Below are 21,438 nucleotides of genomic sequence, written 5' to 3' on the forward strand. Positions count from 1 at the left end.
GTGCTACCCGCACCCCGCATCAAACCCACATCCCTGGGTGTTCGACCATAATAATTCGCTCCACTGGGGCACATGACTGTCAGGGATAACCGCATGACGACCAGCACGACTTATAACGACACCGCGCCTGCGCAGCCGACGAACTCCGCCACCCGCGTGGCGACCGCGAGTTTCATCGGCACGGCCATCGAGTTCTACGACTTCTACGTCTATGCCACTGCCGCTGCGCTGGTGATCGGTCCGGTATTTTTTCCGCAGACCTCCGGCACAGCCCAGATGCTCTCGGCTTTCCTCACCTTTGGCATCGCTTTCCTGGCTCGACCGCTGGGCTCGGCGCTCTTCGGCCACTTTGGTGACCGAATCGGGCGAAAATCGACGCTGGTTGCCTCGTTGCTGCTGATGGGCGTGTGCACCACGCTGATCGGCGTACTACCGGGTTACGACAACATCGGGGCCTGGGCGCCGATCCTGCTCTGCGTGCTGCGCTTCGGCCAGGGCCTGGGACTCGGCGGCGAATGGGGCGGGGCGGCGCTGCTGGCCACCGAGAATGCACCCAAGGGCAAACGCGCCTGGTTCGGCATGTTCCCACAGCTTGGCCCCTCGATCGGATTCCTCGCAGCCAATGGGTTGTTTCTTACGCTGGCCATGACCTTGAACGACGAGCAGTTCCGTTCGTGGGGCTGGCGGATTCCGTTCCTGCTCAGCGCCGCGCTGGTGATGGTGGGTCTGTACGTGCGTCTCAAGCTTCACGAAACCCCGGTGTTTGCCAACGCAATGGCTCGCCAGGAGCGGGTAAAAATCCCGCTGGTCGAGCTGTTCAGCCAATATTGGGCGCCGATGTTGCTGGGTGCCGGATCGATGGTGGTGTGCTACGCGCTGTTCTATATCTCGACGGTGTTTTCGCTGAGCTATGGCGTGTCGACGCTCGGCTACACCCGAGAAACCTTCCTCGCGCTGCTGTGCTTCGCCGTGCTGTTCATGGCCGCCGCTACGCCGCTGTCGGCCTGGGCCAGTGATCGATACGGGCGCAAACCGGTGCTGATCATCGGCGGTGTGCTGGCGATTCTGTCCGGCTTCCTGATGGAGCCGCTGCTGACCCAAGGTTCGACCTGGGGCGTGGCGCTGTTCCTGTGCATCGAGCTGTTTCTGATGGGCGTGACGTTTGCGCCGATGGGCGCGCTGCTGCCTGAGCTGTTTCCAACCCGCGTGCGTTATACCGGTGCGTCGGCGGCCTACAACCTGGGCGGTATTGTCGGGGCCTCGGCGGCGCCGTTCTTCGCACAGAAGCTGGTGGCGATGGGTGGTTTGAGTTATGTCGGCGGGTATGTGTCGGGGGCGGCGGTGCTGAGCTTGATTGCTGTGCTGTGCCTGAAGGAAACGCGCAATAACGATCTGAATCGAGTGGTCTGAAGAAAAAGCAAAAGCTTCGCGAGCAAGCCCGCTCCCACATTAGATTTTGGATGCATACAAAATCTGTATTCACACCGGTCAAGTGTGGGAGCGGGCTTGCTCGCGAATGGCGCGACTCGGTTACAGCTCTACAACAACAGCCTGAGAAGCGCGGGTCGCTTTAGCACGAGCCGCGTCAATCGACTCATCACGCGCCAACGCCACACCCATCCGGCGCTGACCATTCACCTCAGGCTTGCCGAACAGACGCAACGCCGTATCCGGCTCGCTCAACGCAGCGCCCAAATTGGCGAATGCGGTTTGTGTGGACTGTCCTTCCACCAGAATCACCGCCGAAGCCGATGGACCGAACTGACGGATCAATGGAATCGGCAGGCCCAGAATCGCCCGTGCGTGCAGCGCGAACTGCGACAGGTCCTGGGAAATCAACGTCACCAGACCGGTGTCATGTGGACGCGGCGAGACTTCGCTGAACCAGACTTGATCGCCTTTGATGAACAGCTCGACACCAAACAGCCCACGACCACCCAAGGCTTCAGTGACGGCTTTGGCAACGCGCTCGGATTCGGCCAGGGCAATCGGGCTCATGGCTTGTGGCTGCCAGGATTCCTGATAGTCGCCCTTCTCCTGACGGTGGCCGACTGGCGCGCAGAACGTAGTGCCGCCAACGTGGCGCACGGTCAACAGGGTGATTTCGTAGTCAAAGTCGATAAAGCCTTCGATGATCACGCGGCCTTTACCGGCACGGCCGCCTTCTTGAGCGTAATCCCAAGCGGTTTTCACGTCATCGGCACTGCGCAGCAGGCTCTGGCCTTTGCCCGACGAGCTCATCACCGGTTTAACCACACAGGGGAAGCCGAGGTCTTCGACAGCCTTGCTGTAATCCTCGAAGGTGTCGGCGAAGTGGTACGGCGAGGTCGGCAGGTCCAGCTCTTCGGCGGCCAGGCGACGGATGCCTTCACGGTTCATGGTCAACTGCGCCGCGCGAGCGGTCGGGATCACGGTGAAGCCTTCGGCTTCCAGCTCCACGAGGGTCGCGGTGGCAATGGCTTCGATTTCCGGCACGATGAAATGCGGCTTTTCGGCTTCGATCACCGCACGCAGGGCGGCGCCGTCGAGCATGTTGATCACATGGCTGCGATGCGCGACTTGCATGGCCGGCGCGTTGGCGTAGCGATCCACGGCAATCACTTCAACGCCCAGGCGTTGCAGCTCGATCACCACTTCCTTGCCCAACTCGCCACAGCCACACAGCAATACGCGGGTCGCGGTTGGCGACAATGGAGTTCCGATACGGGTCATCTCAGGTCCTCAAGAAGCGGATCATCGAGGGACGCGACGCCTGGCGCGCTTCCCATGGGGAGAAAGCGCGGCATTTTACATGAACCGAGGGGTTTGGCTTTAACCGGGAATCGCGTTCTTGCGCAGACGCCAGGCCATTGCGATCCACACAATGGTCACGCCCGCGAACTTCGAGCCCATGGCGGTGAGGATCACGGCCGGGGTGAACGCATCGATCATGCCGAAGAAGATAAAGGTATCGAGAGGAATGCTCAGGGCTGAACTTATCCACAGGCGGTCGTGCAAGGGACGCTTGGTGACACTGAACACCAGCCAATCGATGCATTCGGACACCGCAAACGCCGTGGCGCTGGCCAGCGCGATGGAGGGATCGGACGTCACGTAGGACAACACCAGCGCTGCCAGCATCGCCGCGATCGCGCCATGGCCGAAACGGGTTTGCACCATGTCGCGCAAAACGAACACCAAACCACCCCAGGCTGACCAGATGATGTCCAGGTGCGGAGCGGTGGAAAAGGCGTAGTTGATCAGCACGACGCTGCTGATGTAAGCGATCAGGAAGAGCATGGGCAAGTAGGGAACCTGTCAATTTGGTGCACAGGGTACTTCAGGGACCGGGTTGGGCCAAGGTAGAGTGCGGCGTCTGTAATGACGCAATCGCGGGCAAGCCATGCTCCTACGGTTTTGTGTCGATCACATCATCGCGTAATCCCCCGAGCCCGTAGGAGCAAAGCTTGCTCGCGATAGCGGCACCTCAAATATCGGATTTCCCCCCGATCATCCAGAGTATCCCGCTGGACTTGGCCCGCTCATGACACAACCCCAACACCTTGCGCCGCTCTTCGTTGTCCATCCGGCTCCAGCGCGTGATCTCTTCCACTGTGCGCTGACACCCGGTGCAAATATCGTCCTCGTCCAGCGCGCAAATGTTCACGCAGGGCGATAGCACCGGCCGTTCTGTGGCGCTCATTCTTCCTGCTCAACCAGATCGCGGGCATAACGTTGCGAGTTATGCACATAGTGAGCAGCGCTGGCCTCCAGCATTTTCTTCTGCGGCTCGGTCAGTTCGCGCACCACTTTGCCGGGGGAACCCATGACCAGCGAACCGTCTGGAATCTCTTTGCCTTCCCCAATCAGTGAGTTGGCGCCGATGATGCAGTTCTTGCCGATTTTCGCGCCGTTGAGGATCACCGCGTTAATCCCGATCAAGCTGTAATCGCCCACCGTGCAGCCATGAAGCATGGCGTTATGGCCAATGGTCACGCCGGTGCCGATGGTCAGCGGGTAACCCATGTCGGTGTGCATCACCGTGCCATCCTGGACGTTGCTGTTCTTGCCGATCAGGATCAGTTCGTTGTCGCCACGCAGCACAGCGTTGAACCAGACGTTGGCGCCCTCTTCCAGCTTGACCTTACCCACCAGCACGGCATTGGGTGCGACCCAGCTCTGCGGATGGGTTTCGACGCGGGCGTCGCCCAGGCGATATTTCATCTTATTGTCCTCAAGGCCAGGCAGGCTCACTTACAGAAAGCGGGGTTCACGCCATACGGGCGATGGCTTCAGGTATTGATAAACGTCTTGGGTGGCTGGTGCAGGCTGATTTTGGCGTCATAGAGCAGGTTGATCAACTCGACGATCATAATCGCCGTCAGGCCCCAGATTTTGTATTCGCCGTAACGATAGCTCGGCACGTACCAACTGCGGCCCTGGTAATCGATTCGATGGGTGTGCTCGCGCGGATCCTTGCGGAAGAACTCAAGCGGTACGCTGAAGACGGCGGCAATCTCGGCATCGTTGGCCAGGTACTCGACAAAGTCCGGAATCACACCGACATAGGGTGTGACCTTGATGCCGTGCAGGGAGATCAACGGGCTCAGCGGGCCGATCACTTCGACCAGCCCCGGCGGCAGGCCGATTTCTTCTTCGGCTTCGCGCAGGGCGGTGAAAATAAGGTCCGGGTCTTCAGGGTCGCGTCGCCCGCCGGGAAAGGCGACTTCGCCGCCATGGGTCGAGAGCCCGCTGGCGCGCAGGGTCAGAACCAGTTCCGGCTCGTCGCTGCGGGTAATGGGCACCAGCACAGCGGCTTCGGGGAAACGCTTATCGGTTTCCAGTGTGCTTGGGGTGTGATTGCTTACTCGGTGAAGTAGCTCGTCCAGCATGAGTCTTCTCGATTTGTTCTCTATCTCGCATCATGCACCAATCGAACCGGCCGCCCAACCCCATAACCACTGCATGTCGCTAAACGACAACTTGCCGACAGACACCGCCGCACGCCAAGATAGGCGCAGCATTCAGGAACCCAAGCATGAAATTTTGCAGTCAGTGCGGCAACCCGGTGACCCAGCGCATTCCAGAAGGCGATTCGCGCCTGCGTTTTGTCTGTGACAGCTGTCAGGCGATTCACTACCAGAACCCCAATATCGTCGCCGGTTGCGTGGCGACCTGGGGCTCCAAGGTCTTGCTGTGCCGACGCGCCATCGAGCCTCGGCTCGGTTATTGGACCCTGCCCGCCGGCTTCATGGAAAACGGGGAAACCATCGAACAGGCGGCCATTCGCGAGACGGCCGAAGAAGCCTGCGCGCGGGTGCGTAACCTGACCATCTATACGTTAATCGACGTGCCGCACATCAGTCAGGTGCATGTGTTCTTTCGCGCCGAGCTGGTGGACCTGGACTTTGCCGCCGGCCCCGAGAGCCTGGAAGTGGCGCTTTTCGACGAAGCCGACATCCCGTGGTCCGAGTTGGCTTTCCGCACAGTGGGCCGTACCTTAGAATGCTTCTTTGCTGACCGGCGGACCGAGGTCTACCCCGTGCGGTCCGAGTCGATCCCGCCACTTGCTCAGCCTGCCAATACATAAAGCTCCTGGCTCTAAAATCACCTATAACTTAATAGTCGCGACACCTTTTAGGGATATCGTTTCAATGCGCTGGTTGCTTGCCCTGTTTTGCTTGGCGTTCGTCGCTGTCTCCCAGGCTTCCGTTGCGGAAACGCTGGACGGCAAAGTCATCGAAAAAGTTCTGGTGCTCAAGTCCGCTCACCAATTGCAATTGATCAATGACGGCAAGCCGATCAAGACCTATCGCATCTCATTGGGAAAAAGACCCATCGGCCCGAAACTCATGGAAGGTGACAAACGCACGCCTGAAGGTTTTTACTGGCTGGACTGGCGCAAGGTCAGTGACCGTTTCAATCTGGCGATGCACATCTCCTACCCGAATATCAGTGACTCCGTACGCTCCCGACGTGAAGGCGTCGAACCCGGTGGCATGATCATGATCCACGGCACCCCGGACACTGAAGAAAACCCCGAAGACCTGTTCCACACGCTGGACTGGACCGACGGCTGCATTGCCATGCGCAATATGGACATGCGCGAGGTTTGGGGTTTGGTGCCGGACGGCACGATGATCGAAATCCGCCCGTAATCTCAAGCTTCCCGGACGGATGAAAGACTTTTCCAGACTGGTGATGGGCTTCAGTGGCGAGGGGATTTATCCCCGTTGCGCTGCGAAGCAGCGCTGAAACTTGCAATTGCATTGTGTCAGGCCCACCGCGCCGCCTGAGTTTGCGACTGCTTCGCAGCCGAACGGGGCGGTGCGGCGTTCCGATAAATCCCCTCACCACAAGGGATCGAGTGGGCTCCAACATTATGTTCTGGCCGCTACCTTCGGTCGGCATCAACAAATAAATTCAAAAGATCGCAGCCTGCGGCAGCGCCTACCGGGTGAATACCAATTCCCTGTGTAAGAGCTGCCGCAAGCTGCGATCTTTGCGCTCAAAATCCCCACCGCTAATACCACTTCAAACCAGCAACCCTATTGCCCATCAATAAGGGCAGGCTTTCCCGCGCCAACAGCAAAGTGGTCTCATTGACATGGTATTTAAGTGGTATTAGGTTTCACCCCACCACCGGGCGACAACAATCCTATATCCGCATCGGACCAAACCTACATGAATGACCTCCAGGCCCTACGCCCTGACGACACTCAGCCCACGCCGTTGTACCTGCAACTGGCGCGCAATCTGGAAGCGGCGATCCATGCCGGCCAGTGGAAAGCCGAACAGGCCATGCCGTCGGAGCGCAACCTCAGCGAGCTGCTGGGCATCTCCCGCGTCACCGCCCGCAAGGCGCTGGAGGTTCTGTTCGAGCAAGGCCTGATTCGCCGCAACCAGGGTTCCGGCACCTTCATCACCCCGCGCCTGGAACAACCGCTGTCGCGCCTCTCGGGTTTCAGCGAGATGCTGCGCCTGAAAGGCTTCGTCCCCGGCTCGCAATGGCTGGAGCGTGAAATCACTCCGCCGACCCACGAAGAACTGATTCGTCTGGGCCTCTCGCCGAACGATAAGGTCGCCCGGCTCAAGCGCCTGCGTAAAGCCGACGACACGGTGATGGCAATCGAGATGAGCACCCTGCCCGCCTCGATCATTCCCAAGCCGCAAGCGGTGGGCGACTCCCTGTACGAATACCTCGATGGCATCGGCAAGCCGATCGTCCGCGCCCTGCAACACATTCAGGCGATCAACGCCTCGGACGAATTCGCCGCCCTGGTGGGCATCGCCCCTGGCACCGCCATGCTGCTGATGACCCGGGTCGGTTACCTGGAAGACAACACGCCGATCGAAGTCACCGACACCTATTGCCGCAACGACTACTACGACTTTGTCGCCGAGCTTCGTCGATAAAGAGCTTCGCCGCCAAGACTGAGAACCGATCATGTCCGAAGACAACATCCTCACCGCCCACGGCTGGGTTCGCGGCCGGCTGATTCACGAACACGGCAAGGTCGTGTCGATCGAAGGCCAACCTTGCGATCCGGCCGACAACGACCTGCCTTACCTGCTGCCGGGTTTCATCGACCTGCACGTTCATGGCGGCGGCGGCAAAGACATCATGGAAGGTGCGCCAGCCTTCGAGACCATCACCAAAACCCACGTGCGTTTCGGCACGACCTCGCTGCTGGCGACCACCATGACCGCGCCGCCTGCAGAAATTTCCAGCGTGCTCAAAGCCGTTGGCGAATATTGCGAACAGCGCCCGAAAGGCAGCGCCCGAGTCCTCGGCGTGCACCTCGAAGGCCCGTACATCAACCCCGGAAAACTCGGCGCGCAACCGAATTTCGCCCATACCGCATTGATGGCCGAAGTCGAAGAATACCTGGCACTGGCGCCGATCCGGGTGATCACCATCGCCCCGGAAATCGCCGGTCACGACGCCTTGATCCGCGACCTCAGCGCTCGCGGTGTGCGCATGCAAATCGGCCACACCCTCGGCAGTTACGAGGAAGGCGTTGCCGCGCTGAACGCAGGCGCCAGCAGTTTCACCCACCTCTACAACGCCATGAGCCCGCTGCATCATCGCGAGCCAGGCATCGTCGGCGCGGCACTGGCTCACGCCAAATACGCCGAGCTGATTCCAGACTTGCTGCATGTGCACCCCGGCGCCATCCGTGTGGCCCTGCGTTCGATCCCATGCCTGTATTGCGTTACCGATTCGACCGCCGCAGCGGGTATGCCCGACGGTGAGTACAAGCTCGGCAGCCACACCGTGACCAAATGCCTGGGCGGTGTGCGCTTGCCCGACGGCACGCTGGCCGGCAGCACCCTGACCATGGATCAGGCCCTGCGCAATCTGGTGAAGATCGGTTTGCCGATCGCCGAGGCCTCGCAACGTCTTTCGCAATTCCCCGCCGACTACCTCGGCCTCAACGAACGCGGGCGCCTGCAACCCGGCAGCTGGGCCGACTGCGTGCGGCTGGATCGCTCACTCACACTGACCGCCGTCATGGTCGAAGGAGAAGACATTGACTTCAAAAATGCTTGAAGAGGCGCTGTCCTCGTTCGAGGCCGTGCAAGCCCAATTGCAGCAACTCGACCCGCAGATGATCGAGATCGCCGGGCGCCTGCGCCGTCAGCCACCGCAAGTGGTGATGACCGTCGCTCGCGGCAGCTCCGATCATGCCGCCAGTTACTTCGCCTACCTGACCATGCAGCAATTGGGCTTCCCGGTGGCGTCGTTGCCGATGTCGGTGGTGACCATGCTGCAAGCGCCGCTAAAGGTCAGCGGCCAGGTGGCGTTCGCCTTTTCGCAGTCCGGGCAAAGCCCCGATCTAGTGAACAGCATGCGTCTGCTGCGCAAGCGCGGCGCCCTGAGCATCTCGATGGTCAACGCCGAGAGTTCGCCGCTGGAGGCCGCGTGTGAGTTCAGCCTGCCGCTGTGCGCCGGCACCGAAAGCAGCGTCGCGGCGACCAAGAGTTTTATCGCCACCCTCAGCGCCAGCGCCCGTCTGATCGCCCACTGGAAAGAGGACGCGCAATTGCTGGAGGCCGGCCTCGCACTGCCGGAAGGTTTGCGCGAGGCGGCGAAACAGGACTGGAGCCCGGCAATCGATGCCTTGCGCGATTGCCAACGCCTGATGGTGATCGGCCGTGGCGCCGGTTTCGCCATCGCCCAGGAAGCCGCGTTGAAATTCAAGGAAACCTCGGCGATCCAGGCCGAAGCCTTCAGCAGCGCCGAGGTCCGTCACGGTCCGATGGCGTTGATCGATGAAAATTATCCACTGCTGATCTTCGCCCCGCGCGGTGCCGAGCAGGCCGGCTTGCTGAGCCTCGCCGCCGACATGCGCCAGCGCGGTGCTCGCGTATTGCTGGCCGCACCGGATGACATTGCCGAACGCGACCTCACCCTGACCCGCGCCGAGCACCCGGCCCTCGACCCGATTCTGGCGATCCAGAGTTTCTACGTCATGGCCGCCGGTTTGGCCATCGCCCGAGGCATGGACCCGGACCAGCCACGGCACTTGAGCAAAGTGACCCGCACCCACTGAACCGATTGGAATCTATCCCTATTTACCGGCGGATGAATACCCCCGTTAATCCGTACAGGGCGAGTTGATCCGAACCGTAGTTTTTACTGATGAGACCGAGCCATGCACAACAATAATAAAGAGCTGACCCTCAGCGCCCCGCTCAGCGGCCCGGTGCTCACGCTCGCCAAAGTCCCTGACCCGGTGTTCGCCAGCGGCGCCATGGGCGACGGGATCGCCATCGATCCGCTGAACGACACCCTCCACGCCCCGTGCGCCGGCGTCGTGGTGCACGTCGCACGCACCGGCCATGCCATCACCTTGCGTGCCGACAACGGTGCCGAATTGCTGCTGCACCTGGGCCTCGACACGGTCGAGTTGCAGGGCCAAGGCTTCTCGATGCTGGTCAAGGAAGGCGCGCGGGTCAGCAATGGCCAGCCGCTGTTGCGCTACGACCTGGACAAGGTCGCGCAGCAGTGCAAGAGCCTGGTCAGCTTGATGATCCTGACCAACAGCCAGGACTTTCAGGCGCGACCCATCACGCTGAAGTCGGTGAAAGTTGGCGAACCATTGCTGCACATCATTCGTCGGCACGCGTCGGGCGCGCAGACTGAAGCGGAACTCTCCGGGGAAGAAATTCATGGCCACATTCGCATCGCCCATCGTGGCGGTTTGCATGCCCGTCCGGCAGCGCTGATTCGCCAGACAGCGCAAGGTTTCAAGAGCAAATCGCAGCTGCACTTCGCTGGCAAATCGGCGACCTGCGACAGCTTGATCGGCTTGATGGGCTTGGCCATCGGCGAGCAGGACGAGGTTCAGGTCAGCTGCCAGGGGCCGGACGCCGAAGCTGCGTTGCAAGCGCTGCTGATCGCGTTATCCACAGCGCTGGCCGAAGACAGCCACGCCGCCGCGCCGACACCGATTGCCCGACGCACTCGAGCGGCCGAAGCGGGCGTGTTGCACGGCGTCTGCGCCGCTCCCGGTTTGGTTGGCGGGCCGTTGTTCCGCTTGAGCGCCATCAGCCTGCCGGTGGACGCCGGCAACCATGATCCCGAGCAACAGCTGCATGTTCTCGATACCGCGCTGACCGTTGTACGCGGTGAAATCGACCACACGCTGGCCCAAGCAAGAAAACATAAAAACACCGACGAAGAAGCAATCTTCGCCGCACACCTCGCCCTGCTCGAAGACCCGGCGCTGCTGAACGCAGCAAACACCTCCATCGATCAGGGCATGGCCGCAACCCACGCCTGGAGCCAATCGATCGACGTGCAGTGCGAAGTGCTCCAGCAACTTGGCAGCCCGTTGTTGGCCGAGCGCGCCAACGATCTGCGCGACCTCAAACAACGCGTGCTGCGCGCCCTGCTCGGCGAAACCTGGCACTACGACGTGCCGGCCGGCGCCATCGTCGCCGCGCATGAACTGACACCTTCCGATCTGCTGCAACTCAGTCAGCAAGGTGTCGCCGGGTTGTGCATGGCCGAGGGCGGCGCGACTTCCCACGTGGCGATTCTCGCTCGCGGCAAAGGTCTGCCGTGCATGGTCGCGCTGGGTTCTACGCTGCTGGATCAGCAGCAAGGCCAAGCGGTCGTGCTGGATGCCGATGGCGGTCGTCTCGAACTGATGCCAAGTGCCGAACGTTTGGCCGAAGTGCATCAGGCACAACTCGATCATCAACAGCGCCGCGCCGAGCAACAGGCTCAGGCTCACACCCCGGCGCTGACGCTCGACGGCTTGCAGATTGAAGTTGCCGCCAATGTGGCCTCCAGCGCCGAAGCAGCTGATGCCTTGGCCAATGGCGCCGACGGCGTCGGCTTGCTGCGTACCGAGTTTCTCTTCGTCGACCGCAACACCGCGCCGGACGAAGAGGAACAGCGTGCCGCCTATCAAGCCGTGCTCGACGCCATGGGCGACAAGTCGGTGATCATCCGCACCATCGACGTTGGCGGCGACAAACAACTCGACTATTTGCCGCTGCCGACTGAGGCCAACCCCGTGCTTGGTCTGCGCGGTATTCGCCTGGCTCAGGTCCGTCCGGAAATCCTCGATCAGCAATTGCGCGCATTACTGCATGTCAGCCCGCTGTCACGTTGCCGGATCCTGTTGCCGATGGTGACCGAAGTCGATGAGTTGCTGCACGTCCGCCAGCGTCTCGAGGCGTTGTGCACTGAACTCGGTGTGAGTGAACGCCCTGAGTTAGGCGTGATGATCGAAGTCCCCGCCGCCGCACTGCTGGCCGAGCAACTGGCCGAACACGCGGACTTCCTGTCGATCGGCACCAACGACTTGTCGCAATACACCCTGGCCATGGACCGCGACCACGCCGGCCTCGCTTCGCGGGTAGACGCCATGCACCCGGCGCTGCTGCGGCTGATCGCCCAGACCTGCGCCGGTGCGGCGGTGCATAACCGTTGGGTCGGTGTCTGCGGCGCGCTCGCCTCCGATCCGCTGGCCACGCCGGTACTGATTGGCCTGGGCGTCAGCGAGTTGTCGGTCAGCCCGGTGCAGATCGGTGAAATCAAAGACCGCGTCCGTCATCTCGACGCCGCCGAATGCCGACGCATCTGCCAGGACTTGCTCAAGTTGAGCAGTGCCCCTGCGGTGCGTCACGCCTGTCACCAGCAATGGCCTCTGAGCTGAACAACAACAGCGCTATAACAAAAAGAACACAGGGAGAACCGCCATGTACCACTACTTCATCGAAGGCCTGCAACGCCTCGGCCGCGCGCTGATGCTGCCGATTGCGATCCTGCCGATCGCCGGCCTGTTGCTGCGCCTGGGCGATACCGACCTGCTGAACATCGCGATCATCCACGACGCCGGCCAAGTGATCTTCGCTAATCTGGCAATGATCTTCGCCATCGGCATCGCCGTCGGTTTCGCCAAGGACAACAACGGCACCGCAGGCCTGGCCGGAGTCATTGGCTACCTGGTGATGATCTCCACCCTCAAGGTGCTCGACGCGAGCATCAACATGGGCATGCTCGCCGGGATCGTCAGCGGCTTGATGGCGGGCGCGCTGTACAACCGTTTCAAGGACATCAAACTGCCGGAGTACCTGGCATTCTTTGGCGGCCGGCGCTTCGTGCCGATTGTCACCGGGTTCGCCGCCGTCGGCCTGGGCGTCATCTTCGGCTTGATCTGGCCGCCCATCCAACAAGGCATCAACAGCTTCGGCACGTTGATGATGGAGAGCGGCAGCTTCGGCGCGTTCGTCTTTGGCGTTTTCAACCGCCTGCTGATCGTCACCGGGCTGCACCACATCCTCAACAACATGGCGTGGTTCGTCTTCGGCAACTTCACTGATCCGACCACCGGCGCCATCGTCACCGGTGACTTGTCGCGCTACTTCGCCGGTGACCCGAAGGGCGGCCAGTTCATGACCGGCATGTTCCCGGTGATGATCTTCGGTCTGCCCGCCGCGTGCCTGGCGATGTACCGCAATGCTTCGCCGGAGCGCCGCAAGGTCATGGGCGGGATCTTTCTGTCGATGGCGCTGACGTCGTTTTTAACGGGTGTGACTGAGCCGATCGAATTCGCCTTCATGTTCCTCGCGCCGCTGCTTTACCTGGTGCATGCGTTGCTGACGGGCCTGTCGATGGCGATCACCAACCTGCTGAACATTCACCTCGGGTTTACGTTTTCCGGTGGTTTGATCGACATGATTCTCGGCTGGGGAAAATCCACCAACGGCTGGTTGATGGTCCCGGTCGGCCTGGCGTATGCGGTGATCTACTACGTGGTGTTCGATTTCTGCATTCGCCGCTTCAACCTCAAGACCCCAGGGCGTGAAGACATTCCAACGGGTGACAAAGTCGTCGTCGCCGACAGCGAACGGGCGGGCGCTTACATCAAGGCGCTGGGTGGAGCGCAGAATTTGATCACCGTGGGTGCCTGCACCACTCGGTTGCGGCTGGACATGGTGGATCGCAACAAGGCGAACGATACGGAATTGAAAGCGCTGGGGGCGATGGCGGTGGTGCGTCCGGGCAAGGGTGGGAGTTTGCAGGTGGTGGTCGGGCCGATGGCCGACAGCATTGCCGATGAGATTCGCTTGGCGATGCCTGCGTTGGGGCGCGCGATCATTTCCTCCCCCGCTGCGGTGATCGATGCGCCGAAACCTGCTGCGGTGGCAAATACAGAAGCACAGCAATGGCTGAACGCTTTGGGTGGCGGCGAGAACGTATTGCAGATGGATTGCATCGCCATGACCCGGATTCGATTGCAACTGGCGGACGGCAAAGCATTGTCGGAATGTGATCTGAAGGCGTTGGGTTGCCAGGGCGTCAGTCAGTTGGAGGGAGGGATTTGGCATCTGCTGATTGGCGACAAGGCATCGAGTTTGAATGATGCACTGGAGGTATTGGTGAATCGCAGTGAGGTGAGTGCCAAGGTTTAAATTGTGGGTACCTGATAGTCAGTCTTCGCAGGCAAGCCAGCTTCCACATTGGATTGGCGTACATAGAACCAATGCAGGAGCGAGCCTGCGCGCGATGAGGCATTGGATGAGCTCAAGCAGACGTGGCGTGCTGCTCAGCTTCGTAATGTCGAGTCTGGAAAGGCATGAGGGTCTGAGCCTTCAGGCCAAGCCCCTCACTCAGTCCCCAAGAAGCCGCGAGTTCATCGCGACGCTTGCGAAGCGGAACAGTCGCTACCTCCGACCTCACTTCCAGTCTGGACGTAGAGCGTAAAAAAAGCTTAAGAGCCCAGAAGGTTTCCAATACACGGCTATCAGAAACACATGCAAAACGCGTGAACCGCTCAAGCAAATAACCTGCGCGGCGAACTTCGAGTTCGTCAGAATGAAGGCTCAGGAAGGCTTCGACTTCACTCACAAGATCATCCTCCGAATACCAGACAACTTTAGCTGCGCGCACCAACGCAGCGTCATCTGCTTGATTCAACGGTTTTTTGACCAAGGTGTCCAAGGCGGATGAGAGGACGTGGCCGCTAAGGGGCGTCGCCATCTGTAGTCTCCAGGTAATCTTGCAATATGTTAGTGAGAACGGACGTCGGTGGCTCTTTGTTGCCAACATATACATCAATTGCCTGCAATGCCAGACGACGGAGTTCAGTGGTCAATATGAAACCCGCCCGGAGCAGCGCCATGACGTCGCCGATATCCTGGTCTGTCGCTCTACCCAGTATGGATATTGCGATGTCGACAGGAGCAGCAATATGGACATGCAGCGGCGACTCTACGGAGAAATCTGCAAGAGGAAGACTACGTTCCCAGTAGTCTTCATGAATGGGACCGAAGCTGGTGTTGTACTGAAGGTCGTAGTTCAGCTCCATTAACCGGCCGGATTGCTCATCAACGAATTGTTCAGGCACTTCTGCGAGCAAGGTCTGTAAGTGAAGACCCTGCGGAAGATTTGCATAATAGATCTCAGCATCAACATCAGTTGACACGCGGTGATGAGTGTAGAGGTGGACGGCGCACCCTCCGAACACGACAACTTTGACCGCCCCTGGCTCTGCGCATTCACCGACTAGCTCCAGTTCGACTGATTTGAACATCGAAATTAGCGCCTGCCCAAGCGCGGTGTTCGAGTTAACCCAGGGAGTAATTGCGTCCGGCAATTCCATCGTTGAACCTCAAGTGGATTGAAGTGTTTGTGATGGACAAAGGCTGGACTTGAGACTTCCGACGGACAACCTGAAAAGGTTGTCGGATATTTCATCGAACGATGTAGCCGTTACCGCAAGAATAGTATCCACACCTCGACGAAAACGGCTATTAGGCCATCATCGAAGGCAAGCCAGCTCCCACAGTTTGAGTTGTGTACATCAGTCCAAATCCCGGGCAAAAAAAACCCGCTGATCTTCATCAGCGGGTTTCTCATTTCAGCGGCAGGCAGATCAGAAATCCTCCAACCGCCACACCTCATAAGCCGGCGTCTCATAGGGATGACTCTGCTTCAGAGCCACCACCACCGCCCGAATCAACTCATCACTGACCACAAGCTCAACCTTCCATTCCTCAACCTGCTCGACCTGCCCCGCTTCCCCAATGAACGGCTGACTGCCATCCAACGGGCGAAACTGGCCGAGGCCGAGCACTTGCCAGGCGCAATGGTCGTACGCGCCGATCCGTCCGCCACCGGCGGCGAATACGGCGCTTTTGACCTGTTCCACATGACTGGCCGGAACAAAAAAACTGAGCTTGTACACAGCGTTTAGTTCACCCGCTCTTAATTTACCCGCTCTTAGTTCACCCACACGCGAGCATTACGGAACATACGCATCCAAGGTGCGTCTTCATTCCAGTCTTCCGAACGCCACGAGTTCTGCACGGCGCGGAACACACGTTCCGGGTGCGGCATCATGATCGTCACGCGACCGTCGCGGCTGGTCAAACCGGTGATCCCGCGCGGCGAGCCGTTCGGGTTGGCCGGGTAGTTTTCGGTGACCTTGCCGTGGTTGTCGACGAAACGCATCGCCACGCAACCGGACAGATCGGCTTCCAGCAACGCTTCTTCGCTGGCGAACTCGGCATGACCTTCACCGTGAGCAATTGCGATCGGCATACGCGAACCGGCCATGCCCTGCAGGAAGATCGAGTTCGATTCCTGGACCTGAACCATCGCCACACGGGCTTCGAACTGCTCGGAACGGTTACGCACAAAGTGCGGCCAGAACTCGCTGCCCGGGATCAGCTCGTGCAGGTTGGACATCATCTGGCAACCGTTGCACACGCCGAGGGTGAAGCTGTCGGTACGTTCGAAGAAGCCCTGGAACGCATCGCGAGCGCGGCTGTTGAACAGCGCGGACTTGGCCCAGCCTTCGCCGGCGCCGAGAACGTCGCCGTAGGAGAAACCACCGCACGCCACCAGGCCTTTGAACTCGTTCAGGTCGACACGGCCGGCCAGAATGTCGCTCATGTGCACGTCGATCGCGTTGAAACCGGCGCGGTCGAACGCAGCCGCCATTTCCACCTGACCGTTGACGCCCTGCTCACGCAGCACGGCAACCTGTGGGCGGATGCCTTTCTTGATGTAAGGCGCGGCGACGTCCTGGTTGACGTCGTAGCTGAGCTTGACGCTCAGGCCCGGGTTGTCTTCTTGCAGCAGCACGTCGAACTCTTGTTCGGCGCAGTCGGCGTTATCGCGCAGACGCTGGATCTGGTAGCTGGTCTCAGCCCACTGACGTTGCAGCAGACGACGCTGACCTTCAAACACGGTGTCGCCGTTGAAGGTAATGCTGATCTGGCCGTTGTTCATCGGCTGACCGATCACCGACACGCACTCGCCCAGACCGGCAGCACTGAACTGCGCGAGGATGTCTGGAGTAGCGTCCTGGCGAACCTGGATCACGGCGCCCAGTTCTTCGTTGAACAGGATCGCGGCGATGTCGGCAGAAGTCTCTGCCAGACCGTCGAGGTTCAGGCTCAGACCGCAATGGCCGGCGAAGGCCATTTCCACGGTGCTGGTCAACAGACCACCGTCGGAGCGGTCGTGGTAAGCCAGCAGGTGACCGTCGGCGTTGAGGCCCTGAATCACGGCGAAGAAGGCTTTGAGGTCTTCGGCATCGTCGACGTCCGGCGCTTGCGAACCGAGCTTGCCGTGAACCTGGGCCAGGATCGAGGCGCCCATGCGGTTCTGGCCACGGCCCAGATCGATCAGGATCAGGTCGGTGGTGCCCTTGTCCATGCGCAGTTCCGGCGTCAGGGTCTGACGGATGTCAGCCACAGGCGCGAAACCGGTCACGATCAGGGACATCGGCGAGGTCACGGTCTTGTCGACGCCTTCGTCGTTCCAGCGCGTGGCCATGGACATGGAATCCTTGCCCACCGGAATGGTGATACCGAGGTCCGGGCACAATTCCATGCCGACCGCTTTCACGGTGTCGTACAGACGCGCGTCTTCACCCGGGTGACCGGCAGCGGACATCCAGTTGGCCGACAGTTTGATGTCGGAAATTTTGTTGATGCGCGAAGCCGCGATGTTGGTCAGGGTTTCGCCGATGGCCATACGGCCCGACGCTGGAGCGTCCAGCAGTGCCAGCGGAGTGCGCTCGCCCATGGCCATGGCTTCACCGGTGTAGACGTCGAAGCTGGTGGCGGTGACGGCAACGTCGGCCACCGGAACCTGCCACGGGCCGACCATCTGATCACGAGCCACGAGGCCGGTGATGGTGCGGTCGCCGATGGTGATCAGGAAGCTTTTGCTGGCCACGGCCGGGTGATGCAGAACGCGTTCGACGCAGTCTGCAATCTCAAGCGTCGACGGATCGAAATCGTCGCCCAGTTCATTTTCGCGAACGGCCGAACGGTGCATGCGCGGGGCTTTGCCCAGCAGCACTTCGAGTGGCATGTCCACCGGGCTGTTGCCGAAGTGACTGTCGGTGACCGTCAGTTGCGGCTCGGCAGTGGCTTCGCCGACGACCGCAAACGGGCAACGCTCGCGTTCGCAGATCGCCTGGAAGCGTTCGAAGTCAGCCGGACCGACCGCCAGAACGTAGCGTTCCTGGGATTCGTTACTCCAGATTTCGTGCGGGGCCATGCCCGGCTCGTCGTTAGGAATGTTGCGCAGTTCGAAGCGACCGCCACGGTTGCCATCGTTGACCAGTTCCGGGAAGGCGTTGGACAGACCGCCCGCGCCGACGTCGTGGATGAAGCTGATCGGGTTGTGTTCACCCAACTGCCAGCAACGGTCGATGACTTCCTGGCAGCGACGTTCCATTTCCGGGTTTTCGCGCTGTACGGAAGCGAAGTCCAGGTCTGCCGAGCTGGTGCCGGTGGCCATGGAGGAAGCCGCGCCGCCGCCCAGGCCGATCAGCATCGCCGGGCCGCCGAGCACGATCAGCTTGGAGCCAACGGTGATCTCGCCTTTCTGCACGTGTTCGGCACGGATGTTACCCATACCGCCGGCCAGCATGATCGGCTTGTGGTAACCGCGAACTTCGTCGCCACGCGGGGTGGTGATCGACTGTTCGAAGGTACGGAAGTAACCGGTCAGGGCCGGACGACCGAATTCGTTGTTGAACGCGGCGCCACCCAGTGGGCCTTCGATCATGATGTCCAGCGCGGTAACGATGCGCTCAGGCTTGCCGTACGGCACTTCCCACGGCTGTTCGAAGCCCGGGATTTGCAGGTTGGACACGGTGAAACCGGTCAGGCCAGCCTTTGGCTTGGCACCGCGACCGGTTGCGCCTTCGTCGCGAATCTCGCCACCGGAACCGGTGGAAGCGCCCGGGAACGGGGCAATCGCGGTTGGGTGGTTGTGCGTTTCGACTTTCATCAGGATGTGCACCGGTTCCTGCACCGCGCCGTACTGGCGGGTTTCAGGGTCCGGGAAGAAACGACCGGCGACGTTACCGACGATCACCGAAGCGTTGTCCTTATAAGCCGACAGAACGCCTTCGCTGTGCATCACGTAGGTGTTCTTGATCATGCCGAACAGGCTTTTTTCCTGGCTCTGACCGTCGATGTCCCAACTGGCGTTGAAGATCTTGTGACGGCAGTGCTCGGAGTTCGCCTGGGCGAACATCATCAGTTCGATGTCGTGGGGGTTGCGCTTCAAGCCGATGAAGGCGTTGACCAGGTAGTCGATCTCGTCTTCGGCCAGGGCCAGGCCCAGCTCGGTGTTGGCTTTTTCCAGCGCGGCGCGGCCGCCACCCAGCACATCGATGGCAGTCAGCGGTTTCGGCTCGGCATGGCTGAACAGGCCGGCGGCTTGTTCAAGGTTGCCGAGGACGATCTGGGTCATGCGGTCGTGCAGCGCATCGCAGATCAACTGCGCTTCGGCGTCGCTGAACTGGCCGGCCACGTAGAACGCGATGCCGCGCTCCAGGCGCTGGATTTTCGTCAGGCCGCAGTTGCGAGCGATGTCGCTGGCTTTACTGGACCATGGCGAGATGGTGCCGAAACGCGGCAAAACCAGGAACAGACGACCGGTCGGCTCTTGTACCGGAACACTTGGGCCGTACTTCAGAAGGCGCGCGAGCACCTGCTGTTCGTCGCCGGTCAGGACGCCGGTAACTTCGGCGAAGTGAGCGAATTCAGCATACAAGCCACTGACAGCCGGAACTTTCTGGCTCAGTTGCTCAAGGAGTTTGCTGTGGCGAAAGGCAGAAAGGGCAGGAGCGCCGCGCAGGATCAACATCTTCGGGACAGCCTCGGGAAGGGGTGTGCTTTGAGGCCGTGCATTCTAGCCTAAACAGGCCGCGACATCACCCGAAACGGTACGGGCGGCTGCACCCGGGCGTCGGGCCGGGTCTTCGGACATAAAACAGGCGCACGCCGAGCGATATTTTTTCTGTCACAAAATGCTGCTCGGGCCCATTCCTGCGGGGTCCGGAGCGGTTTTCAATTGCCTAGCAGACAAGCCCTTCGCTGTCGAGATATGGCGCTCGTGGTCCTTTGCGTATACTGCGCAGATGTTTTCCCCAACGGCTTTGCGTCCGCGGTTCGCCAAATGGCTGATCGCAACCGGACTCTTCCTGGTGCTCAGTGGCTGTGTTGATAAACCCAACACGCTGGAGCGCGTAAAGGAGGATGGCGTGCTGCGGGTGGTTACCCGTAACAGCCCCGCCACCTACTTTCAGGATCGCAACGGTGAAACCGGCTTCGAATACGAGCTGGTGAAGCGCTTCGCCGACGATCTGGGGGTGGAACTCAAAATCGAAACCGCCGACAACCTCGACGACCTGTTTAATCAGGTAGGCAAACCCAACGGCCCGGTGATCGCTGCTGCCGGCCTGGTCAGCAGCGACAAACGCAAACAGCAGGTGCGGTTTTCCCACTCCTATCTCGAAGTCACCCCGCAGGTCATCTATCGCAACGGCCAATCGCGGCCGACCGACGCGAAGGATCTGGTGGGCAAGAAGATCATGGTGCTCAAGGGCAGCACCCACGCCGAGCAATTGGCGGAGCTGAAAAAGAAGTATCCCGGCATTGAATACGAAGAGTCCGACGCCGTTGAAGTCGTCGACTTGCTGCGGATGGTCGATGAAGGTCAGATAGACCTGACCCTGGTCGATTCAAACGAAGTCGCGATGAACCAGGTCTACTTCCCCAACATACAAGTGGCCTTCGACCTCGGTGATGCCAGCAACCAGAGCTGGGCGGTGGCCGCTGGCGACGACAACAGCTTGCTCAACGAGATCAACGACTACCTCGACAAGGTGAAGAAAAACGGCACCCTGCAACGTCTGAAAGACCGCTATTACGGGCACGTCGATGTACTGGGTTACATGGGCGCCACCACCTTCGCCCAACACTTGCAGCAACGTCTGCCCAAATACGAACAGCACTTCAAGGCATACGCCAAGAAAGAGAAAGTCGACTGGCGCCTGCTGGCAGCGATCGGTTATCAGGAATCGCTATGGCAAGCGGCCGTCACGTCGAAGACCGGCGTGCGCGGCCTGATGATGCTGACCCAGAACACTGCGCAGGCCATGGGTGTGTCCAATCGACTGGACCCCAAACAAAGCATCATGGGTGGCGCCAAGTACCTGGCCTACATGAAGGACCAGCTGGATGAGTCGATCCAGGAGCCGGATCGCACATGGTTTGCGCTGGCGGCCTACAACGTTGGCAGCGGTCATCTGGATGACGCGCGCAAACTGGCGGCCAAGGAAGGACTGAACCCGGACAAGTGGCTGGACGTGAAAAAGATCCTGCCGCGCCTGTCCGAGAAGAAGTGGTTCAGCAAAACCCGTTACGGTTATGCCCGTGGCGGCGAACCCGTTCACTTTGTGGCGAACATCCGTCGCTACTACGACATCCTGACCTGGGTGACGCAGCCGCAGCTTGAAGGCAATCAGGTCGCCGAGGGCAACCTGCATGTGCCGGGGGTCGACAAGACCAAGCCGAATCCGGAAACCCCACAGCTTTAAGGCCTAACACCCATCAAAAATGTGGGAGCGGGCTTGCTCGCGAAAGCGGTGTGTCAGTCGACATCAACTTTGACTGATACAC

18 protein-coding genes are annotated in these 21,438 nt (G+C 60.3%); 9 read left to right on the top strand and 9 right to left on the bottom strand.

Annotation, left to right across the window (positions count from 1 at the left end; translation table 11 throughout):
• Positions 1-93 precede the first annotated feature (93 nt).
• Positions 94-1,410, top strand: a complete 1,317-nt coding sequence (locus KGB03_RS28350; RefSeq protein WP_223530530.1) for an MFS transporter — start codon at positions 94-96, stop codon at positions 1,408-1,410.
• A 120-nt stretch (positions 1,411-1,530) separates the two neighbouring features.
• Here the strand turns inward: KGB03_RS28350 and purT are convergent, their stop codons facing one another.
• The 5 genes from purT to KGB03_RS28375 all read right to left on the bottom strand — a co-directional run bounded on the left by purT (position 1,531) and on the right by KGB03_RS28375 (position 4,871).
• Positions 1,531-2,712: a formate-dependent phosphoribosylglycinamide formyltransferase gene (gene purT / locus KGB03_RS28355; RefSeq protein ID WP_218537941.1), complete on the bottom strand. Its 1,182-nt coding sequence runs from the start codon at positions 2,710-2,712 to the stop codon at positions 1,531-1,533.
• Between the two features lie 99 nt (positions 2,713-2,811).
• Positions 2,812-3,279, bottom strand: a complete 468-nt coding sequence (locus tag KGB03_RS28360; RefSeq protein ID WP_192407549.1) for a VUT family protein — start codon at positions 3,277-3,279, stop codon at positions 2,812-2,814.
• 187 nt (positions 3,280-3,466) lie between these two features.
• Positions 3,467-3,682, bottom strand: coding sequence for a DUF1289 domain-containing protein (locus KGB03_RS28365; RefSeq protein ID WP_192406290.1), 216 nt, complete (start codon positions 3,680-3,682; stop codon positions 3,467-3,469).
• Positions 3,679-4,203 (bottom strand): gamma carbonic anhydrase family protein, encoded by a 525-nt coding sequence (locus tag KGB03_RS28370; RefSeq protein WP_007954617.1) that lies wholly within the window; start codon positions 4,201-4,203, stop codon positions 3,679-3,681. The genes KGB03_RS28365 and KGB03_RS28370 overlap by 4 nt, the downstream gene beginning before the upstream one ends.
• Before the next feature lie 68 nt (positions 4,204-4,271).
• Entirely contained in the window at positions 4,272-4,871 is a 600-nt protein-coding gene (locus tag KGB03_RS28375; RefSeq protein ID WP_111451370.1) for a CoA pyrophosphatase, read from the bottom strand.
• Between the two features lie 146 nt (positions 4,872-5,017).
• Between KGB03_RS28375 and KGB03_RS28380 the strand changes: the two genes are divergently transcribed.
• From KGB03_RS28380 to nagE, 7 genes are all read left to right on the top strand, one after another.
• Positions 5,018-5,569 carry an NUDIX hydrolase gene (locus KGB03_RS28380; RefSeq protein ID WP_192406288.1) on the top strand — a complete coding sequence of 184 codons (552 nt, stop codon included), beginning with the start codon at positions 5,018-5,020 and terminating at the stop codon, positions 5,567-5,569.
• A 64-nt stretch (positions 5,570-5,633) separates the two neighbouring features.
• Positions 5,634-6,137 carry a murein L,D-transpeptidase family protein gene (locus KGB03_RS28385; protein WP_111451368.1) on the top strand — a complete coding sequence of 168 codons (504 nt, stop codon included), beginning with the start codon at positions 5,634-5,636 and terminating at the stop codon, positions 6,135-6,137.
• 526 nt (positions 6,138-6,663) lie between these two features.
• On the top strand, positions 6,664-7,395 hold the full coding sequence (locus KGB03_RS28390) for a GntR family transcriptional regulator (RefSeq protein ID WP_010463034.1): 732 nt from the start codon (positions 6,664-6,666) through the stop codon (positions 7,393-7,395).
• A 31-nt stretch (positions 7,396-7,426) separates the two neighbouring features.
• Positions 7,427-8,533: an N-acetylglucosamine-6-phosphate deacetylase gene (gene nagA / locus KGB03_RS28395; protein ID WP_223530540.1), complete on the top strand. Its 1,107-nt coding sequence runs from the start codon at positions 7,427-7,429 to the stop codon at positions 8,531-8,533.
• Entirely contained in the window at positions 8,526-9,536 is a 1,011-nt protein-coding gene (locus KGB03_RS28400) for an SIS domain-containing protein (RefSeq protein ID WP_375154727.1), read from the top strand. Before nagA ends, KGB03_RS28400 begins: the two co-directional genes overlap by 8 nt.
• Positions 9,537-9,638: 102 nt before the next feature.
• Positions 9,639-12,155, top strand: a complete 2,517-nt coding sequence (gene ptsP / locus KGB03_RS28405) for a phosphoenolpyruvate--protein phosphotransferase (protein WP_223530543.1) — start codon at positions 9,639-9,641, stop codon at positions 12,153-12,155.
• A gap of 43 nt (positions 12,156-12,198) precedes the next feature.
• Positions 12,199-13,914, top strand: a complete 1,716-nt coding sequence (gene nagE / locus KGB03_RS28410) for an N-acetylglucosamine-specific PTS transporter subunit IIBC (protein ID WP_223530549.1) — start codon at positions 12,199-12,201, stop codon at positions 13,912-13,914.
• A 112-nt stretch (positions 13,915-14,026) separates the two neighbouring features.
• Here the strand turns inward: nagE and KGB03_RS28415 are convergent, their stop codons facing one another.
• The 4 genes from KGB03_RS28415 to purL form a co-directional block, all read right to left on the bottom strand.
• A complete protein-coding gene (locus KGB03_RS28415; protein ID WP_111451363.1) occupies positions 14,027-14,482 on the bottom strand; it encodes a hypothetical protein in 456 nt (151 codons plus the stop codon).
• Positions 14,466-15,104: a DUF6036 family nucleotidyltransferase gene (locus KGB03_RS28420; RefSeq protein WP_223530552.1), complete on the bottom strand. Its 639-nt coding sequence runs from the start codon at positions 15,102-15,104 to the stop codon at positions 14,466-14,468. Before KGB03_RS28420 ends, KGB03_RS28415 begins: the two co-directional genes overlap by 17 nt.
• Positions 15,105-15,377: 273 nt before the next feature.
• Entirely contained in the window at positions 15,378-15,689 is a 312-nt protein-coding gene (locus KGB03_RS28425) for a YqfO family protein (RefSeq protein WP_223530554.1), read from the bottom strand.
• A gap of 35 nt (positions 15,690-15,724) precedes the next feature.
• A complete protein-coding gene (purL, locus tag KGB03_RS28430) occupies positions 15,725-19,621 on the bottom strand; it encodes a phosphoribosylformylglycinamidine synthase (RefSeq protein ID WP_223530556.1) in 3,897 nt (1,298 codons plus the stop codon).
• 274 nt (positions 19,622-19,895) lie between these two features.
• On the opposite strand from purL, the gene mltF reads away from it, so the two are divergent.
• Positions 19,896-21,356, top strand: coding sequence for a membrane-bound lytic murein transglycosylase MltF (mltF, locus tag KGB03_RS28435; RefSeq protein WP_192406276.1), 1,461 nt, complete (start codon positions 19,896-19,898; stop codon positions 21,354-21,356).
• Positions 21,357-21,438: the final 82 nt, after the last annotated feature.

The sequence above is a fragment of the Pseudomonas sp. BF-B-26 genome (assembly GCF_019956495.1).
Taxonomy (GTDB): domain Bacteria; phylum Pseudomonadota; class Gammaproteobacteria; order Pseudomonadales; family Pseudomonadaceae; genus Aquipseudomonas.

Bases quoted from the DNA above. Each gene is read 5' to 3' on its own strand.
- KGB03_RS28350 (WP_223530530.1), top strand. From the start codon at position 94: ATGACGACCAGCACGACTTATAACGACACCGCGCCTGCGCAGCCGACG.
- purT (WP_218537941.1), bottom strand. From the start codon at position 2,712: ATGACCCGTATCGGAACTCCATTGTCGCCAACCGCGACCCGCGTATTG.
- KGB03_RS28360 (WP_192407549.1), bottom strand. From the start codon at position 3,279: ATGCTCTTCCTGATCGCTTACATCAGCAGCGTCGTGCTGATCAACTAC.
- KGB03_RS28365 (WP_192406290.1), bottom strand. From the start codon at position 3,682: ATGAGCGCCACAGAACGGCCGGTGCTATCGCCCTGCGTGAACATTTGC.
- KGB03_RS28370 (WP_007954617.1), bottom strand. From the start codon at position 4,203: ATGAAATATCGCCTGGGCGACGCCCGCGTCGAAACCCATCCGCAGAGC.
- KGB03_RS28375 (WP_111451370.1), bottom strand. From the start codon at position 4,871: ATGCTGGACGAGCTACTTCACCGAGTAAGCAATCACACCCCAAGCACA.
- KGB03_RS28380 (WP_192406288.1), top strand. From the start codon at position 5,018: ATGAAATTTTGCAGTCAGTGCGGCAACCCGGTGACCCAGCGCATTCCA.
- KGB03_RS28385 (WP_111451368.1), top strand. From the start codon at position 5,634: ATGCGCTGGTTGCTTGCCCTGTTTTGCTTGGCGTTCGTCGCTGTCTCC.
- KGB03_RS28390 (WP_010463034.1), top strand. From the start codon at position 6,664: ATGAATGACCTCCAGGCCCTACGCCCTGACGACACTCAGCCCACGCCG.
- nagA (WP_223530540.1), top strand. From the start codon at position 7,427: ATGTCCGAAGACAACATCCTCACCGCCCACGGCTGGGTTCGCGGCCGG.
- KGB03_RS28400 (WP_375154727.1), top strand. From the start codon at position 8,526: ATGCTTGAAGAGGCGCTGTCCTCGTTCGAGGCCGTGCAAGCCCAATTG.
- ptsP (WP_223530543.1), top strand. From the start codon at position 9,639: ATGCACAACAATAATAAAGAGCTGACCCTCAGCGCCCCGCTCAGCGGC.
- nagE (WP_223530549.1), top strand. From the start codon at position 12,199: ATGTACCACTACTTCATCGAAGGCCTGCAACGCCTCGGCCGCGCGCTG.
- KGB03_RS28415 (WP_111451363.1), bottom strand. From the start codon at position 14,482: ATGGCGACGCCCCTTAGCGGCCACGTCCTCTCATCCGCCTTGGACACC.
- KGB03_RS28420 (WP_223530552.1), bottom strand. From the start codon at position 15,104: ATGGAATTGCCGGACGCAATTACTCCCTGGGTTAACTCGAACACCGCG.
- purL (WP_223530556.1), bottom strand. From the start codon at position 19,621: ATGTTGATCCTGCGCGGCGCTCCTGCCCTTTCTGCCTTTCGCCACAGC.
- mltF (WP_192406276.1), top strand. From the start codon at position 19,896: ATGTTTTCCCCAACGGCTTTGCGTCCGCGGTTCGCCAAATGGCTGATC.